Raw genomic sequence first — 19,114 nt, 5'->3', positions numbered from 1 at the left:
AAAACTGCCAGTATGTGCTTATAACTTAGCAAATCATTAAATCATTTTCCACTTGAAGGAGTGTTCATCACATGTCATTAAGAGAAGAAGCATTACATATGCACAAAGAGAATCAAGGCAAACTCGAATCAAAATCAAAAGTACAAGTGAAAAATGCGAAAGACTTGAGCTTGGCTTATTCACCTGGTGTTGCAGAACCATGTAAAGATATTTATGACGACACAAGCAAAGTGTATGATTATACAATGAAAGGCAATATGGTCGCTGTTGTCACAGACGGAAGCGCTGTTTTAGGACTTGGAAATATTGGTGCAGAAGCATCTCTTCCAGTAATGGAAGGGAAAGCTGTATTATTCAAAAGCTTTGCAGGCGTAGATGCCTTCCCAATCGCGCTTGCAACGAACGATGTAGACAAAATCGTTGAAACAGTGAAGCTTCTTGAGCCGACTTTTGGCGGTGTGAACCTTGAAGATATTGCAGCGCCTAACTGCTTTATCATCGAAGAGCGCTTGAAAAAAGAGACAAACATTCCAGTTTTCCACGATGATCAGCACGGAACAGCCATTGTGACAGTAGCAGGACTTGTGAATGCACTGAAGCTATCTGGAAAATCCATGTCTTCAATCAAAGTAGTGGCAAACGGCGCCGGAGCAGCAGGAATTGCGATTATCAAGCTTCTTTATCATTTCGGTGTACGTGATATCATTATGTGTGATACGAAAGGTGCTATTTACGAAGGCCGCCCGAACGGTATGAATGCAGTGAAAAACGAAGTAGCTAAATTCACGAACCAAGACCGCAAAGAAGGTTCATTAGAAGAGGTCATTGAAGGCGCAGACGTCTTTATCGGGGTTTCTGTAGCAGGCGCTTTAACAAAAGAAATGGTTGGGAAAATGGCAAAAGATCCTGTCATCTTTGCTATGGCTAATCCAAATCCAGAGATCATGCCAGAAGATGCACATGCAGCAGGAGCAAGTGTTGTAGGAACTGGCCGTTCTGACTTCCCGAACCAAGTGAACAACGTACTGGCATTCCCAGGAATTTTCCGCGGAGCATTAGATGTACGTGCAACTCACATTAACGAAGAAATGAAAATCGCAGCTGTTGAAGCAATTGCGTCTCTTGTTTCAGATGAAGAATTGTCAGCTGAATATGTCATCCCTGCACCATTTGATGCACGCGTAGCACCAGCGGTAGCAAAAGCGGTGGCAAAAGCAGCAATGGAAACTGGCGTTGCAAGAATCAAGGTCGACCCAGAAGCTGTCGCTGAAAAAACAAGAAAATTAACGATTATCGGCGAATAATCAACTGGAAAAGTGTGCACGTTCTTTCTGAAACTGGAGAAAAACGTGCACCATTTCCTCTCTTATGCGAAAATTTTTTCATCCGGAATGAGATTTTTTTGTAGACGTTCACAATTCAAACATATCAACTGCTCAGCGCCCCAAACACATACTCATTTCTCATCAATTCCCCACTGAAAAAATTTAATGAAGGATGACAGCGTTTGACAAAAAAAGTACAATAGTTTCGGTACAGTTATGACATGTCCTATAATAGTGGATGTGCGTGTAAAGAAAAAACCCTTCAAAAAGGGAGGTAGTCATTTGTCAATCAAGAATATTTTCAGTAAAAAGAAAAAATATGCATCTGTACCCTCTGAACAGGCAAGTCAAGATGTGCCTGAAGGCATCATGACCAAATGTCCGCAATGTAAAAAAATAATGCTCACCAAAGAACTAGATAAAAATTTACGTGTTTGTATGAATTGCGGCAGACATTTGCAAATGAATGCAAAACAGCGTATTGAAAGCCTTGTAGATGAAGGCACATTTGAAGAATTTAACGGGCACCTTATTTCATCAAACCCGCTCGGTTTCCCAGGCTACGAAGAAAAGCTTGAGAAAGACAGAGAAAAGACATCTTTGAATGAAGCCATTGTCACAGGTAAAGGTGAAATTGAAGGCCAAAGTGCTGTGATTGCTGTCATGGATGCCACGTTCCGTATGGGCAGCATGGGATCCGTTGTTGGTGAAAAGATCACGCTGGCGATCGAGAAAGCAAAAGCGGACAAGGTGCCATTTATTATCTTTACTGCTTCTGGCGGAGCGAGAATGCAAGAGGGAATTCTCAGTCTCATGCAGATGGCAAAAACAAGTTCAGCATTAAAACTGTTCAGCGAGGATCAAGGTTTGATTATCTCTGTGATGACGAACCCAACAACTGGCGGTGTATCAGCTAGTTTTGCGTCTCTCGGTGATTACAATTTTGCAGAACCTGGTGCTTTAATTGGTTTTGCAGGCCGCAGAATCATTGAACAAACGATTCGTGAAGACCTGCCAGAGGACTTCCAGACGGCTGAATTTTTAATGAAGCATGGACAGCTTGATGCTGTGATTCATCGTGCAGAAATGAAAGAAACCCTAGGCCGAATCTTAGCACTACACAGCACAGGAGGTGAACGAGAGTGGCTGGAGAACTAGAATTTGAAAAACCTGTCATTGAACTTCGAGCGAAAATTGATGAACTGAAAAAGTTCACACAAAACTCAGAAATGGATTTAAGTGCAGAAATTGAGCGCCTTGAAACACGTCTGAGCAAGCTTGAAGCAGACATTTATACAAATTTAAAGCCGTGGGACAGAGTGCAGATTGCTCGGCATGCGATGCGCCCAACAACTCTCGATTACATTCAAGAGCTGTTTGACAACTTTTTCGAATGTCACGGTGACCGTTTTTATGGTGATGATGAAGCGATCGTTGGAGGAATTGCCACGTTTAAAGGGCTTCCTGTTACGGTTATTGGCCATCAGCGCGGTAAAGATACAAAAGAAAACTTGCGCCGTAATTTCGGAATGCCTCATCCAGAAGGCTACCGTAAAGCGCTGCGCTTGATGAAACAAGCAGATAAATTTAATCGCCCGATCATTTGCTTTATTGATACAAAAGGAGCTTATCCTGGTAAAGCGGCTGAAGAGCGCGGACAAAGTGAAGCAATTGCGAAAAACCTATTCGAAATGGCAGGACTTCGTGTGCCAGTTGTCTGTATTGTCATTGGAGAAGGCGGAAGCGGCGGTGCACTAGGCTTAGGCGTAGGAAACCACCTATTCATGCTAGAAAACTCAACGTATTCAGTGATTTCACCTGAAGGTGCAGCAGCACTGCTCTGGAAGGACTCATCACTTGCGAAAAAAGCTGCAGAATCAATGAAAATTACCGCTCCAGACCTAAAAGAATTAGATATTATAGATGATGTTATTAAAGAAGTGCAAGGTGGAGCACATCGAGACGTGAAACAACAAGCAGCTTACATGGAAAAAACATTAAAACAGTCACTTACATCTTTGCTCAAACTAACGCCTGAAGAACTAGTCGAACAAAGATATGAAAAATACAAAGCAATCGGGAAAGTCTCGATTGAAAATCAATATATTGGGGTAAACTAAATAAACGTACAGCCTTTTTGGCTGGCGTTTATTTTTTTCATCTTTTTTCATGAAAACCGTCTTCATGTAAGCGCTATTTGAAAATAATTTTCTTTTGTTTTCATAAAATTTGAAACGTCTAAAAACCTTGATATGACAAGGCTTTTAGCACCTGCCTTTACAGATTTCAGAGAGAGTTGCTTTCATGACGTTCTTAACTTTTGTTTAAAAACAGTTTATTTAATTGTATAATAAGTACGGTTTTAGAAATTCGTATTGAAAACATCCAAATTTGCTCATGATTGTTTTCAAGCAGTGGAAATGGTATGTTTAATTCATATATGGTCTCTGAGGTGAAAAAGATGAAGCGTATAGGAGTTTTAACAAGCGGTGGGGATTCCCCAGGAATGAATGCAGCTGTGCGCGCAGTTGTAAGGAAAGCAATTTACCATAATGTTGAAGTTTACGGTATTTATAATGGATACTCAGGTCTAATTAACGGTAAAATTGAGAAACTCGAAATAGGTTCAGTAGGCGATATCATTCATCGTGGAGGAACAAAACTTTACACGGCAAGATGTCCTGAATTCAAGACAGTTGAAGGTCGTGAAAAGGGAATTGAAAACTTAAAAAAATTCGGTATTGAAGGACTTGTAGTCATTGGTGGAGACGGGTCATTTATGGGAGCAAAGAAATTAACAGAGCTCGGTTTTCCATGTGTAGGTGTTCCAGGCACGATTGACAACGATATCCCAGGTACTGATTTCACTATTGGCTTTGATACAGCACTGAATACTGTCATTGATGCCATTGATAAAATTCGTGATACAGCCACATCTCATGAACGTACATACGTAGTGGAAGTAATGGGAAGACATGCTGGTGATATTGCTCTTTGGTCAGGTCTTGCGGGCGGAGCCGAATCTATTTTGATTCCTGAAGCAGACTATGACATGGATGAAATTATTGCTAGGTTAAGAAGAGGTCACGAACGCGGCAAGAAGCATAGTATCATCATCGTTGCAGAAGGCGTAGGCAGCGGTGTTGAATTTGGTAAGCGGATTGAAGAGGAGACAAGCCTTGAAACACGTGTATCTGTCCTAGGACATATTCAGCGCGGAGGTTCTCCGAGTGCGTTTGACCGAGTGCTGGCAAGCCGTTTAGGAGCATATGCAGTCGAGCTTCTTCTTGAAGGACAAGGCGGACGCTGTGTAGGCATTCAAAGCAATGAACTCGTTCATCACGATATTTTAGAAATCTTAGATAAAAAACATACAGTCGATAAAAATATGTACCGACTTTCACAAGAGCTCTCTATATAAAACGAGAAGACCTTAGGAGGAACAGTAATGAGAAAGACAAAAATCGTTTGTACAATCGGTCCAGCAAGTGAAAGCATTGAAAAGCTGACTGAATTGATTGAAGCAGGAATGAATGTAGCCAGACTCAACTTCTCCCATGGAGATTTTGAAGAGCATGGTGCACGCATTGAAAACATACGTAAAGCAGGTAAAACATTAGGCAAGGACATTGCGATCCTTCTAGATACAAAAGGTCCAGAGATCCGTACACGTACAGTTGAAAACGGCTCAATTGAGCTAGTCGCTGGTGCTGATCTTATCGTGAGTATGGAAGACATTGTTGGAAATACGGAAAAAATTAGTGTGACATACGAAGATTTAATTCATGATGTAGAAGTAGGCTCAACGATTCTATTAGATGATGGTCTGATTGGTTTAAAAGTAAAAGAAATTAACCTGGACCGTAAAGAAATCGTCACGAAAGTCATGAATACAGGCACGCTCAAAAACAAAAAAGGCGTCAACATACCTGGCGTCAGTGTGAACCTGCCAGGTATTACAGAAAAGGATGCCAATGATATTCTGTTTGGAATTGAACAAGGCGTCGATTTCATCGCTGCTTCTTTTGTGAGACGAGCTTCTGATGTTCTTGAAATTCGTGAGCTTCTTGAAAAGAACAATGCGACTGATATTCAAATCATCCCTAAGATTGAAAACCAAGAGGGTGTTGATAACATCGACGAGATCCTTGAGGTATCTGACGGTTTAATGGTTGCGCGTGGAGATCTTGGTGTAGAGATCCCGGCAGAAGAAGTACCGCTTGTTCAAAAAATGCTGATCAAAAAATGCAATCGTTTAGGCAAGCCTGTCATCACAGCGACTCAAATGCTGGACAGCATGCAGCGTAACCCTCGTCCTACCCGTGCGGAAGCAAGTGACGTGGCAAATGCTATTTTTGACGGCACAGATGCGATTATGCTTTCTGGTGAAACAGCAGCAGGAACATATCCAGTAGAAGCCGTACAAACAATGCATAACATTGCATCACGTTCAGAAGAAGCACTAAACTATAAAGCCATTCTTTCTCGCAGAAGCGAAGAAGTAGAAGTCAGCATTACAGACGCGATCGGTCAATCTGTTGCACATACAGCAATGAAGCTTGATGTAGCAGCCATTGTGACACCGACAGAAAGCGGACATACAGCAAGAATGATTTCAAAATATAGACCAAAAGCACCAATCGTAGCAGTTACTGCAAACGAATCTGTAGCGAGAAAGCTTTCACTCGTATTCGGTGTATTTGCAAAGAGCGGATCAAAAACGACGTCTACTGATGAAATGCTTGAGAATGCAGTAGAAAAGTCAATTGAAACAGGCTATGTAAGACACGGCGATTTAATCGTCATTACAGCAGGTGTGCCAGTTGGTGAAACAGGTACGACGAACTTAATGAAAGTATATGTTGTCGGTGACATCATTGCGAAAGGTCAAGGGATTGGCCGTAAATCTGCATTTGGACCGGTTGTCGTTGCACAAAGCGGAAAAGAAGCAGAAGAAAAAATGTACGATGGTGCGATCCTAGTTGCAAACTGCACAGATCGTGATATGATGGGAGCTTTAGAAAAAGCATCTGCCCTTATCACAGAAGAAGGTGGTTTAACAAGCCATGCAGCAGTTGTAGGACTAAGCCTCGGCATTCCAGTGATTGTTGGTCTTGACAGCGCCACGACACTTTTAAAAGAAGGCGAAGAGATTACAGTAGATCCAGCACGCGGAGCGATCTACAAAGGCCGTGCAAGCGTCCTTTAAAACATCCAAGAGGGGAGTTGTCTGACTCCTCTCTTTTTTTATGTTACACTAAAAAAAGTAAACAGCTTTCGATGAAAGATACCCCATGAGGTGATATGGTTGAAGAAATATTTTCTACTATTATTAATTCTGTTCCCTGCGGTGGAAATTAGTTTATTTTTAATCTCAAGTAAAGTCATTGGCATTTTGCCAACCATGCTGCTCATCGTTCTGACAAGTGCATTAGGTGCTTATTTCGCAAGAAAACAAGGAATAGAAGCCTTCCAAAAAGTGCAGCGAGATTTGCAATATGGAAAGATGCCAGGGGGAGCGATTGTCGATGGTTTTTGTATTCTGATTGGCGGTCTGCTGCTGCTCATTCCAGGCTTCTTATCGGATCTCATTGGGGCTTTGCTGCTCATTCCGGTGACGAGAAAGGGAATCAAGCCGCTCTTTGAACGCTGGCTTAGAAACCTGTCTAATCGTAACCGCTACACGATCATTCGTTAAAGAGACCTTCAGCCTGAAGGTCTCTTTTATTTTTGCATGCCATACCGAATGTACTCATAAATATCTCTGAAAACTCCTGCATTACGGAACGCCTGCCACACGACAAGGGAAGCTGGGCCAATTACAAGTCCAAGAAAACCAAACCATTTTAACCCGACAAATAGCGCCACAAGCGTTGCTAAAGGATTAAGTCCGATGGATTTGCTTAAGACTTTTGGCTCTGATATTTGTCTTTGAATGAGGACGACAATATACAAAATGCCCAGTCCAATGGCAAGGGAAAGATTTCCTGTCATAGCAGAATAAATGATCCACGGTAGAAAAACAGTGCCGCTCCCGATGTATGGAAGTAAATCGACGAGCCCGATACATAGAGCGATTACGAAGGCATGCTTAACCTTTAAAATGATGAGTCCAATCAATACAATACCAATCGTCATGGCCACAAGCAGGAGCTGGGCTTTCATAAAGCCGGTAATGGCTTTTTTGATTTCAGATAATATGGCGCGTGTATGCTGCATCCATTTTGCGGGAAAGATACGTGAGCCATATGTTTTTAACGTAAACCAGTCTTTTGTGATAAAAAAAGTTGCCAGAGCAGAAAATAACAGAGTGGCTGCTGCATCAGGCAAAAGACCTAAAAAAGCCGGAATAAGCTCAAGTGTTTTTGAAAGAAAAGTCCCGATTTTTGCGGCCGCTTCATCACCGAGTGCTTGAATTTGTCCCAAAATTGATTCCTTTTGACCTGCTTGAAGCGTATTAAATTGGGCCGTCACATCATGATATAAAGGCAGAATCTTGTCTGTGAAAAATTGCTCTATAATACCAATCATTTGATCAAGGTGGCGGGGCAGCACCTTTGCCAAATAAGCACTTCCTGAAATGATTTCCGCTACTAAAAGCGTCATTAAGCCGGCGGCTGCGACTAAAAAGAGCAAGAGCACAATGACCACAACAAATCCTCTCGGCATCCCGGTGATCTCTTCGATTTTGCATACGGCAGGATGAATCAAACAAGACACAATAAGGGCAATCCAAAAAGGATATAAAAACGGAAAAGACTGATATAAAAAGACAACAGCAAAAACAGCAATGCTGATCATCATCAAACTGCGCAGAAAAATGGCCACATAGGCGTGATTCACACAATCCCCTCCAAAAAACAAGCATGTCCGATACTTCATTTTATTCAAAAAGATTAGTAATATGAAAAGGTCGCAATAAAAAGAAAGAAAGAAAGGAGCGGCGTATGTTTACTCAAGCAAATTTATTTTTGGTACTTTTACTCGTTATTGCACTTATTGCAAAAAACAATTCGTTAATTGTAGCGGTCTCTGTGCTGATCGCGATTAAGCTGATTGGCCTGGATCAAAAAGTTTTCCCGGTTCTCCAATCTAAAGGCATTAATTGGGGAGTCACTGTTATTACCATTGCTGTGCTGGTCCCGATTGCAACAGGTGACATTGGATTTAAGCAGCTTGGAGAAGCGATGAAATCTTCCTATGCTTGGATAGCTCTTGGAGCGGGTATATTAGTAGCATTAATTGCAAAAAACGGGATTGTGCTGCTCGAAAATGATCCGCATATTACGGCAGCGCTTGTGTTCGGCACCATTTTGGCAGTCAGCTTATTTAAAGGAGTGGCTGTTGGGCCGCTTATCGGGGCAGGAATTGCTTATTTGGCGATGCAGGCTGTGAAATTTTTCAGCGGGTGAAAAGAGAGTGGTTCCTGCCACTTTCTTTTTTAAATTTTTTCTTGCGTGAGCTTTTGCAAAAAAACATAATTAAATATATTAAAAGAAGCAAAATCCCTTTATTCCATGCCTGATATGGGAGACTGAAGAAAAAAATATCAAAAAAAATTATAGTTAAACATTTAACAAATGTCTGATTATTGTTTATAATGGGAATAGGCTTAATTTTGAACTCATTGATCACACAAGAGATATGAGGCTAAAAGCGCTCTAACCGTATAGGTAAATGTAAGCATTTTCTTTTCTGAGCCTGTCATCTTATTCGGATTGGATAGCGCTTTCAAAAAGTGAGAATTCTGCAACGAAGGGGAATCTTTTTAAAAAGGGGAGATTGAACATGACAGCAACAAGAGGTCTTGAAGGTATCGTGGCAACAACTTCATCCGTAAGCTCAATTATTGATGATACTCTTACTTATGTAGGGTACAATATCGATGATTTAACTGAAAAAGCTACATTCGAAGAAATTGTCTACCTGTTATGGCACTTAAAGCTGCCGAATGAGCAGGAGCTGAGTGAATTAAAACAGCAGCTCAATGAAAATGCTCAGATTCCGCAAGAAATCATTGAGCATTTTAAATCTTATTCGCTGGATGGGGTTCATCCAATGTCTGCGATTCGTACAGCAGTATCTTTACTAGGTTTACTTGATGACGAATCAGAGGTTATGGACAAAGAAGCAAATTACAGAAAGGCGATTCGCTTACAGGCGAAAATATCTGGACTAGTCGCTGCGTTTTCACGCATTCGCAAAGGACTTGAGCCTGTACAGCCAAAAGAAGAATACAGCTATGCTGCAAACTTCTTGTATATGCTAAATGGCGAAGAGCCGTCACCAGTAGAAATTGAAGCCATTGATAAGGCACTTATTCTACATGCGGATCATGAATTAAACGCATCGACATTTACAGCACGTGTATGTGTTGCTACACTATCAGATATCTACTCTGGTGTGACAGCGGCGATCGGTGCGCTGAAAGGACCGCTTCATGGCGGCGCTAATGAAGGCGTGATGAAGATGCTTTCAGAAATTGGCGAAGTTGAAAACGTAGATTCCTATATTCATGGTAAGCTAGAGAAGAAAGAAAAAATTATGGGCTTTGGCCACCGTGTATACCGCCAAGGTGACCCGCGTGCAAAGCATCTAAAAGAAATGAGCCAGCGTTTAACAAACCTCACTGGCGAGCCGAAATGGTATGAAATGTCTGTTCGCGCAGAGGAAATCGTGACATCAGAGAAAAATCTTCCACCAAATGTTGATTTTTATTCTGCATCTGTATATCACAGTCTTGGCATTGATCATGACTTGTTTACACCAATTTTCGTGATCAGCCGATTCTCTGGATGGATTGCTCACATTCTAGAGCAATATGATAACAACCGACTCATCCGTCCAAGAGCTGACTACATTGGACCTGATCTTCAAACCTTTGTTCCGATCAGTGAAAGAGACTAATGTTTATAGAATAAGCGGGGGCTGATTTCAAAAGGCTTATCAGCCTCCATATCAACAAAAAACGAATCACGTGAAAAACTTCTTTGTTTGCAGACATCAAGCCAAGAAGTTTCAAATATTCACTACATAACCTGGGAGGTAATATCATTGTCACAAGGCGAAAAAATTACAGTTACTGGCGGCGTATTGAATGTACCAAATAATCCAATTATCCCGTTTATCGAAGGGGACGGAATCGGTCCTGACATTTGGAAAGCAGCATCAAGAGTACTTGAAGCAGCTGTAGAAAAAGCATATAAAGGTGAAAAGCAAATCACTTGGAAAGAAGTATATGCAGGTGAGAAAGCTTACAATAAAACTGGAGAGTGGCTTCCTGAGCAAACGCTTGAAGACATTCGTGAATACTTAATTGCGATTAAAGGACCACTAACAACACCAATTGGCGGAGGAATCCGTTCATTAAACGTGGCACTTAGACAAGAGCTTGATTTATTCACATGCTTACGTCCTGTTCGCTGGTTCAAAGGCGTACCTTCTCCTGTGAAACGTCCAGAAGACACAGATATGGTGATCTTCCGTGAGAACACAGAAGATATCTATGCTGGTATCGAGTATGCAAAAGGTTCAGACGAAGTGAAGAAGTTAATTGACTTCTTGAAAAACGAATTAGGTGTGAACAAAATCCGTTTCCCAGAAACGTCAGGTATCGGAATCAAGCCAGTTTCTGAAGAGGGTACATCCCGTCTTGTCAGAGCGGCTATCCAATATGCAATTGACCAAGGCCGTAAATCTGTGACGCTTGTTCACAAAGGAAACATCATGAAATTTACAGAAGGTGCCTTCAAAAACTGGGGCTACGAAGTGGCTGAAAAAGAGTTTGGCGACAAAGTCTTTACATGGGCACAATATGATCGTATTGTAGAACAAGATGGAAAAGATGCGGCAAACAAAGCGCAAAGTGAAGCAGAAGCTGCTGGCAAAATCATTGTCAAAGACAGCATTGCAGATATTTTCCTTCAACAAATCCTAACTCGTCCAGCTGAGTTCGATGTTGTGGCTACAATGAACTTAAATGGAGATTACATCTCTGATGCACTTGCAGCACAAGTTGGTGGAATTGGTATCGCACCAGGTGCGAACATCAACTACGAAACAGGACACGCTATTTTTGAAGCGACTCACGGAACAGCACCAAAATATGCTGGTCTTGATAAAGTGAATCCATCTTCTGTTCTTCTATCAGGCGTGCTTTTACTTGAGCACCTTGGCTGGCAGGAAGCAGCTGATCTAGTGATTCAATCTGTTGAAAAAACAATTGCATCTAAAGTCGTCACATACGATTTTGCTAGATTAATGGATGGCGCAACAGAAGTAAAATGTTCTGAGTTTGCTGACGAGCTCATCAAAAACTTGTCTTGATTCTTAAACTTTATAGTTAAAGGGGAAAAAGGAAATGGCAAACAAGCGTAAAAAAGTATCTGTCATCGGAGCAGGTTTTACTGGAGCAACTACAGCATTTCTAACGGCTCAAAAAGAATTAGCGGATGTCGTATTAGTTGATATCCCGCAGCTTGAGAACCCAACAAAAGGGAAAGCTCTTGATATGCTGGAAGCAAGCCCTGTTCAAGGCTTCGATGCGAATATTACAGGCACTTCTAACTACGAAGATACAGCCGGTTCTGATGTCGTGGTCATTACGGCAGGAATTGCAAGAAAGCCGGGAATGAGCCGTGACGATCTCGTGTCCACAAATGAAAAAATCATGCGCAGCGTGACACGCGAAATCGTTAAATATTCTCCAGAAGCCATTATTGTTGTGTTAACAAACCCTGTTGATGCAATGACATATGCAGTTTATAAAGAATCAGGATTACCAAAAGAAAAAGTCATTGGACAATCGGGCATTCTTGATACAGCACGCTTCCGTACGTTTGTTGCTCAAGAATTAAACCTATCTGTCAAAGATGTGACGGGCTTTGTCCTTGGTGGACATGGCGATGACATGGTTCCGCTTGTTCGTTACTCTTATGCAGGCGGTATCCCGCTTGAAACATTGATTCCAAAAGATCGTATTGATGCGATTGTTGAAAGAACAAGAAAAGGCGGCGGCGAAATCGTAAACCTATTAGGTAACGGTAGTGCCTATTATGCACCTGCTGCTTCACTCGTAGAAATGGTTGAGGCGATTCTAAAAGATCAGCGCCGCGTCATCCCAACGATTGCATACCTTGAAGGTGAATATGGCTACGAAGGCATTTACCTTGGAGTACCAACAATCGTAGGTGGAAACGGCCTTGAGCAGATCATTGAGCTTGAGTTGACAGAAGAAGAAAGAAGTCAGCTTGACCGTTCTGTTGAATCTGTTAAGAACGTCATGAAAGTATTGTCTTAATATGAAAAAAAGAAGGCTTCTCTTATGAGGGGCCTTCTTTTTGTTTACAAAACCAATCTTGTCGAAATTTTAAATTGTCCTCTTGTTAAGCTTTCGTTAAAATGAAAGAGAAAGCATGACTTCTCGCTTTTCACATAAGATACAAAAAACGGATGCAGGGGAAATCACTAATTGGAGGCACAACATGAATAAAAAAATATTAGTTGTGGATGATGAAGAATCGATTGTAACACTTCTAAGCTATAACCTTGAAAGGGCGGGCTATGATGTCGTCACAGCAAGAGATGGGGAAGAAGCACTTGAAAAAGCAGCAAGTGAACAGCCTGATCTCATTGTATTAGATTTAATGCTTCCGAAGATGGACGGTATTGAAGTGTGCAAACAACTGAGAATTCAAAAAATGATGTTCCCTATTTTAATGCTGACAGCAAAGGACGATGAATTTGATAAGGTGCTCGGCCTTGAGCTTGGAGCCGATGATTACATGACAAAGCCATTCAGTCCTAGAGAAGTGGGTGCTCGGGTAAAAGCCATCTTGAGAAGAGCGCAGCAATCTCAGCCTGTCCCCGCGCAAGAGGAGAAGGAAGAGATCATTGCAGACCAAATCAAAATTGGTGAACTGCGCATTTTACCAGAACACTACGAAGTCTACTTCCAAGAAGAACGCCTAGAGCTTACGCCGAAGGAATTTGAACTGCTGCTTTATTTGGCCAAGCATAAAGGACGTGTCCTCACACGTGATCTGCTGTTAAGTGCCGTTTGGAATTATGACTTTGCAGGTGACACTCGTATTGTGGATGTACATATCAGCCACTTGCGGGACAAAATTGAAAAGAATACGAAAAAACCAACATACATTAAAACCATTCGCGGCTTAGGCTACAAATTGGAGGAGCCAAAGCCAAATGAGTAAAATTCGAACCCGCTTGTTTTCGGGACTTATTTTTCTCCTTTTTATTGTGTTTGTTGCGCTTGGCCTTTTTTTGGATCACATGTTCCATGTTTTTTATGAAACAAAATTAACGGAACGAATGGAAAATGAATCGAGCTTTCTTCTTTCTTCCATGGATGGTGATGATCTGCAGGCGAAGCAAAACAAGGAGATCCTCAATCAGGCAAAGCAGCATCTCGATATGAATGCGTCAATTGTGAACCTGAAGGGGAATATCATACATACAACGGGTCAAGCGGAGCAAAGGGGCATCATTCAAAACACACTGAACAATGAACGCCTTCAAACAAAAGGCGTCGTCATTGAGGATGAGAAGGATGCGCTGTTTCATTACGCCGTCCCTATCCTGAAACAAAACAAACCGGTGGGTTATTTATTTCTCCATGCGTCATTCCAGCCTTTAAATGAAATTGACGGCCAGCTTTGGCTCGCATTAGCCGTTTGTCTTGGCTCGGCGATTATTATTATCGTTTTCTTTGGATACCGCATGTCGATGAAATATGTAAAACCGATAGATTATGCCACAAAGGTAGCCAAACAGCTGGAACGCGGGAACTATGATACCAATCATTATGAAGAGCTCATCATTGAAACAAGTGAGCTTAACACCTCAATGAAGCGCCTGGCAGAAAGCCTTCAAGAAATGACTAGTACTGGGGAAATGCAGCGGGACCGTCTGCAAACAGTCATTGAAAACATCGGTGCAGGAATTATTTTGATTGATAAGATGGGGTATATTAACCTAGTCAATCGAACTTTCCGCAAGCAGTTTAAGGTGCAAAAGCACATTTACATGCACAAGCTGTACCATGAAGCATTTACACATGAAGAAATTATTGAGCTGATTGACGAAATTTTTATGACAGAAACGAAGGTGCGGAAGTTTTTACGCCTGGCCGTTGACATTGAACGGCGCTACTTCCAGGTGGATGGTGTTCCCATTTTAAGTACAGACGATGAATGGAAAGGAATTGTCCTTGTATTTCATGACGTGACAGAAACAAAGCAGCTGGAGCAGATGCGAAAAGATTTTGTCGCCAATGTGTCTCACGAATTAAAGACACCGATTACGTCGATTAAAGGATTCTCCGAAACTCTTCTTGATGGAGCGATTGATGACAAAGAAGCGCTGACACAATTCCTTTCCATCATTCTAAAAGAGAGTGTCCGTCTCGAAACTCTGATTCAAGATTTACTCGATCTTTCCAAAATCGAGCAGCAGCATTTCAAACTGAATATTCAAGACGCCAATGCGACAGAAATCATTCAAGAGATTGAAGTCCTTTTAAAACAAAAGGCCGCAGAAAAAGGCATTCAATTACAAGTGCGAATCCCGAAAGAGCCTGTCTATGTGATGGCAGATCCGCTGAGGTTAAAGCAAATCTTCCTCAATCTCGTGAACAATGCCCTTACCTATACACCAGAGGGAGGGAGTGTCACCATTTCGGCAAGACCGCGGAAAGGCGCCTATGAATTTGATGTAGCAGATACAGGAATCGGCATGAAGAAAAGCGAGATTCCAAGAATATTTGAGAGATTTTATCGAATTGATAAAGATAGAAGTAGAAATTCAGGCGGTACAGGACTTGGTCTTGCCATTGTCAAACACCTTGTGGAGGCGCATGAAGGGACGATTTCGGTCCATAGCAAACAAGGCAAAGGAACGACTTTTACAGTGAGCCTGAAATCAAAATAGGGAAAAAAGGAAAGTCACGTTAAAATTTACATGATCTTTACAATGGATTCATGTTTAGTTAAACAATCATTGGTAGGATGAATAGGAACCCCTTCATCCAAGGAGCCAATTTTGTAAGGACGAAAACACTTGTTGTTTTCGTCCCTTTTTTTATGCAGGTTCGACTATTTTCTTTTCAAAATAAACTTTGATAAAATGATGATACAATGTGTGAAAGAGACGGCTGAAATGGCTCAGCCGATGGAGGATTAAAACATGACAGACAAAAAGAAATTAGTACTAGTGGATGGAAACAGTCTCGCATATCGAGCCTTTTTTGCATTGCCGCTATTATCAAATGATAAAGGCGTCCATACAAATGCCATTTATGGCTTTGCGATGATCTTAATGAAGATGCTCGAGGACGAGAAGCCAACCCATATGCTTGTCGCATTTGATGCGGGAAAAACAACGTTCCGCCACGAGACATTTAAAGAATATAAAGGCGGAAGACAAAAAACGCCGCCAGAGCTATCAGAACAAATGCCGTTTATCCGTGAACTATTAGATGCCTATCAGGTGAAAAGGTACGAGCTTCCTCAATACGAGGCAGACGATATTATCGGGACATTGGCTGTGGAGGCAGAAAAAGACGGCTTTGAAGTCAAAATTTTCTCAGGAGATAAGGACTTAACGCAGCTCTCAACAGACCATACGACGGTAGCAATTACGAAAAAAGGCATTACAGAAGTAGAATATTACACACCGGCTCATATTGAAGAGAAATATGGCCTGCGCCCAGATCAAATCATCGATATGAAAGGTTTGATGGGAGATTCCTCAGATAATATCCCAGGGGTGCCAGGTGTAGGTGAAAAAACAGCGATTAAATTGTTAAAGCAGTTTGAAACGGTTGAAAACCTGCTTGAACATATTGACGAAGTCAGCGGGAAAAAACTCAAAGAAAAGCTTGAAGAATATAAAGAGCAGGCAGTGATGAGTAAAAAACTCGCAACGATTCTTGTAGAAGCGCCAATTGATGTATCAAGCAAGGATCTCGCATATGAAGGTCCTCATATGGATCAAGTGATCTCTCTTTATAAAGAACTAGGCTTTCAAACGCTGCTAGAACGTCTAGGAGAAGCACCAGAAACAGGTGAACAGGTCGAAGTAGAAGCATTAGAAGTGAAAAAAATGACCGAAGTAACGGATGAGATGCTGACAGATCATGCCGCCCTTGTGGTAGAACAGCTTGGAGATAATTATCATGAAGCAGATTTGATTGGTTTTGCGATCCATAATGAAAATGGTGCGTTTTTTATCACGAAAGAAGATGCGCTTCAATCAGATGCATTTAAACAATGGGTACAGGATGAAACGAAGAAGAAATGGGTCTTTGATTCAAAAAGAGCAGTTGTCGCCCTCAGATGGCACGATGTCGATCTAAAAGGTGTCGATAACGATGTTCTGCTCGCTTCCTATGTCGTCAACCCTCAGAAATCGTATGAGGACGTCGCAAGTGTGGCGAAGGAATATGGTCTTAACATCGCTCTTTCTGATGAAAAAGTGTACGGAAAAGGAGCAAAGCAGGCGATTCCACCTGAAGATGAACTGAAGGAACATCTTGGACGAAAAGCAGCGGCGATCTCTGCTCTGCATGATTTAACACTTGAAGCGCTAGAAAAAAATGATCAGCATGAACTATATGAAGACTTAGAGCTGCCGCTTGCCCTCATCTTAGGTGAAATGGAATCCCTTGGGGTAAAGGTAGATATTGAGCGCCTAGAGAAGATGGGTGAAGAGTTAACGAAAAAGCTGAAAGAATATGAAGAAACCATTCACCGCTTAGCAGGTGAAACGTTTAACATCAATTCTCCTAAACAGCTTGGCGTGATTCTTTTTGAAAAATTAGGCCTGCCGATTATTAAAAAGACAAAGACGGGCTACTCGACATCTGCGGATGTTCTTGAAAAGCTTGAAGATAAGCACGAGATCATTCGGTCCATTCTGCATTACCGCCAAATTGGAAAGCTCCAATCGACCTATGTGGAAGGCTTAATGAAAGTAACGCGCAAGGATACCCATAAAGTGCATACACGATTTAATCAAGCGCTCACGCAAACAGGAAGACTAAGCTCAACAGATCCCAACCTGCAAAATATCCCGATTCGTTTAGAGGAAGGACGAAAGATTCGTCAAGCATTCGTCCCTTCAAAAGAAGGCTGGCTCATGTTTGCTGCTGACTATTCACAAATTGAGCTGCGTGTACTCGCTCATATTTCTCAGGATGAGAATTTGATCGAAGCGTTTACGCAAGATATGGATATTCACACAAAGACAGCGATGGATGTGTTCCATGTCTCAGAAGAAGAAGTGACTTCCTCTATGAGAAGGCAAGCCAAGGCTGTCAACTTCGGAATTGTATATGGGATCAGTGATTATGGGTTGTCTCAAAACCTTGGAATTACAAGGAAAGAAGCAGCTGCCTTTATCGAACGCTATTTAACAAGCTTTAAAGGCGTGAAAACCTATATGGAAGAGATTGTGCAGGAAGCGAAACAAAAAGGATATGTCACGACGCTTCTTAAACGCAGACGGTATATCCCGGATATCACAAGCCGTAATTTTAATATCAAAAGCTTTGCCGAACGAACAGCCATGAACACACCAATCCAAGGAAGCGCAGCTGATATTATTAAAAAAGCCATGATTGATATGGCGCGTAAATTAAAAGAAGAAAACTTGCAGGCAAATCTTTTATTACAGGTGCACGATGAATTGATCTTCGAAGCGCCGAAAGAAGAAATTGCCATACTCGAAAAAATTGTCCCTGAAGTCATGGAAAATGCACTTCAGCTAGATGTGCCGCTAAAAGTTGATTTTGCTTCAGGCCCATCTTGGTACGACGCAAAATAATAGAGAGAGAAAAAGGAGCGGGGAGCATGCCGGAATTACCAGAAGTTGAAACCGTCCGGCGCACACTCAAGCGGTTAGTCGAAGGAAAAACGATTGAAACGGTCGATATCAAATGGCCAAATATCATCAAACGTCCTGGGGAGCCGGAAGAGTTCGCAAGAAGGATGGTAGGAGAAACGATACAAACCATAGAAAGAAGAGGAAAGTTCCTGCTCTTTCATTTAGACCACTACGTAATGGTCTCCCATTTAAGGATGGAAGGGAAATACCGTGTACATGAAGCGCATGAGCCATACGATAAACATGTACACGTCGTCTTTACGTTTACAGATGGTACTGAGCTTCGGTACCATGATGTGCGTAAATTTGGCACGATGCATTTATTTCAGCCGGGTGAAGAAAAAAAGGAACTCCCGCTCTCACAGCTGGGGTATGAGCCTTTTGATGATCAATTCACTCCAGAATATTTATGGGAGCAATTGAAAAAAACATCCCGTGTGGTCAAAACAGCGCTGCTTGACCAAAAGATTGTCGTGGGACTAGGTAATATTTATGTAGATGAGGTGTTGTTTAAAGCAGGCATTCATCCAGAAACAAAAGCGAATCAGCTCAGCCTTGAATCGTGCAAAGTGCTTCACAGGCATATTATCGATACACTACAAGTGGCGGTAGATGCAGGAGGCAGCACGATTCGCTCATATATCAATTCACAAGGTGATATTGGCACATTTCAGCTGCAGCTTCTTGTGTATGACCGGCGGGGAGAGCCTTGTCAAACATGCGGAAGCATCATTGAGAAAACAGTAGTCGGAGGGCGCGGCACTCATTTTTGTGTAACCTGCCAAAAACGTCCTCAATAAAATCAGCCATCAGCATGCTTCCTTTTTGCTGTGCATACGATAAAAAACATTCATTTTTCAGCAAGGTGTAGACTGACACACAGCCCA

Annotated in this window: 15 protein-coding genes; 14 read left to right on the top strand and 1 reads right to left on the bottom strand. The window is 41.9% G+C overall.

Going from position 1 to position 19,114, the window contains the following annotated elements; genetic code table 11:
- Positions 1-71 precede the first annotated feature (71 nt).
- From M1D81_RS13645 to M1D81_RS13620, 6 genes are all read left to right on the top strand, one after another.
- On the top strand, positions 72-1,304 hold the full coding sequence (locus tag M1D81_RS13645; RefSeq protein ID WP_025092260.1) for an NAD(P)-dependent malic enzyme: 1,233 nt from the start codon (positions 72-74) through the stop codon (positions 1,302-1,304).
- 303 nt (positions 1,305-1,607) lie between these two features.
- A complete protein-coding gene (accD, locus tag M1D81_RS13640; RefSeq protein WP_024424796.1) occupies positions 1,608-2,483 on the top strand; it encodes an acetyl-CoA carboxylase, carboxyltransferase subunit beta in 876 nt (291 codons plus the stop codon).
- On the top strand, positions 2,468-3,445 hold the full coding sequence (gene accA / locus M1D81_RS13635) for an acetyl-CoA carboxylase carboxyl transferase subunit alpha (RefSeq protein WP_024424795.1): 978 nt from the start codon (positions 2,468-2,470) through the stop codon (positions 3,443-3,445). Before accD ends, accA begins: the two co-directional genes overlap by 16 nt.
- Positions 3,446-3,786: 341 nt before the next feature.
- Positions 3,787-4,746 (top strand): 6-phosphofructokinase, encoded by a 960-nt coding sequence (gene pfkA, locus M1D81_RS13630; protein WP_024424794.1) that lies wholly within the window; start codon positions 3,787-3,789, stop codon positions 4,744-4,746.
- Between the two features lie 27 nt (positions 4,747-4,773).
- Entirely contained in the window at positions 4,774-6,534 is a 1,761-nt protein-coding gene (pyk, locus tag M1D81_RS13625; protein ID WP_456266629.1) for a pyruvate kinase, read from the top strand.
- Positions 6,535-6,633: 99 nt separating this feature from the next.
- Positions 6,634-7,023 carry an FxsA family protein gene (locus M1D81_RS13620; protein WP_456266630.1) on the top strand — a complete coding sequence of 130 codons (390 nt, stop codon included), beginning with the start codon at positions 6,634-6,636 and terminating at the stop codon, positions 7,021-7,023.
- A gap of 26 nt (positions 7,024-7,049) precedes the next feature.
- Here the strand turns inward: M1D81_RS13620 and ytvI are convergent, their stop codons facing one another.
- Complete coding sequence (gene ytvI, locus M1D81_RS13615; protein ID WP_456266631.1) at positions 7,050-8,168, bottom strand: sporulation integral membrane protein YtvI; 1,119 nt, start codon at positions 8,166-8,168, stop codon at positions 7,050-7,052.
- Between the two features lie 104 nt (positions 8,169-8,272).
- Between ytvI and M1D81_RS13610 the strand changes: the two genes are divergently transcribed.
- The 8 genes from M1D81_RS13610 to mutM all read left to right on the top strand — a co-directional run bounded on the left by M1D81_RS13610 (position 8,273) and on the right by mutM (position 19,027).
- Positions 8,273-8,737: a DUF441 domain-containing protein gene (locus M1D81_RS13610; RefSeq protein WP_456266632.1), complete on the top strand. Its 465-nt coding sequence runs from the start codon at positions 8,273-8,275 to the stop codon at positions 8,735-8,737.
- A 376-nt stretch (positions 8,738-9,113) separates the two neighbouring features.
- Positions 9,114-10,232, top strand: coding sequence for a citrate synthase (citZ, locus tag M1D81_RS13605; RefSeq protein WP_087978793.1), 1,119 nt, complete (start codon positions 9,114-9,116; stop codon positions 10,230-10,232).
- Positions 10,233-10,379: 147 nt separating this feature from the next.
- The gene (gene icd / locus M1D81_RS13600; protein WP_024424789.1) at positions 10,380-11,651 is read left to right on the top strand and encodes an NADP-dependent isocitrate dehydrogenase; all 1,272 of its coding nucleotides are present in this window, start codon (positions 10,380-10,382) and stop codon (positions 11,649-11,651) included.
- Between the two features lie 34 nt (positions 11,652-11,685).
- Entirely contained in the window at positions 11,686-12,624 is a 939-nt protein-coding gene (mdh, locus tag M1D81_RS13595) for a malate dehydrogenase (RefSeq protein ID WP_008356047.1), read from the top strand.
- Between the two features lie 184 nt (positions 12,625-12,808).
- Positions 12,809-13,537: a response regulator transcription factor gene (locus M1D81_RS13590; protein WP_024424788.1), complete on the top strand. Its 729-nt coding sequence runs from the start codon at positions 12,809-12,811 to the stop codon at positions 13,535-13,537.
- Positions 13,530-15,272, top strand: coding sequence for a two-component system histidine kinase PnpS (pnpS, locus tag M1D81_RS13585; protein WP_456266633.1), 1,743 nt, complete (start codon positions 13,530-13,532; stop codon positions 15,270-15,272). The genes M1D81_RS13590 and pnpS overlap by 8 nt, the downstream gene beginning before the upstream one ends.
- Positions 15,273-15,527: 255 nt before the next feature.
- Complete coding sequence (polA, locus tag M1D81_RS13580) at positions 15,528-18,167, top strand: DNA polymerase I (protein WP_024424786.1); 2,640 nt, start codon at positions 15,528-15,530, stop codon at positions 18,165-18,167.
- 26 nt (positions 18,168-18,193) lie between these two features.
- Positions 18,194-19,027 (top strand): DNA-formamidopyrimidine glycosylase, encoded by an 834-nt coding sequence (gene mutM / locus M1D81_RS13575; RefSeq protein ID WP_456266634.1) that lies wholly within the window; start codon positions 18,194-18,196, stop codon positions 19,025-19,027.
- Positions 19,028-19,114 lie beyond the last annotated feature (87 nt).

It is taken from the genome of Bacillus sp. JZ105 (genome assembly GCF_053903125.1).
This window is presented reverse-complemented; position numbering and strand designations above follow the sequence as displayed.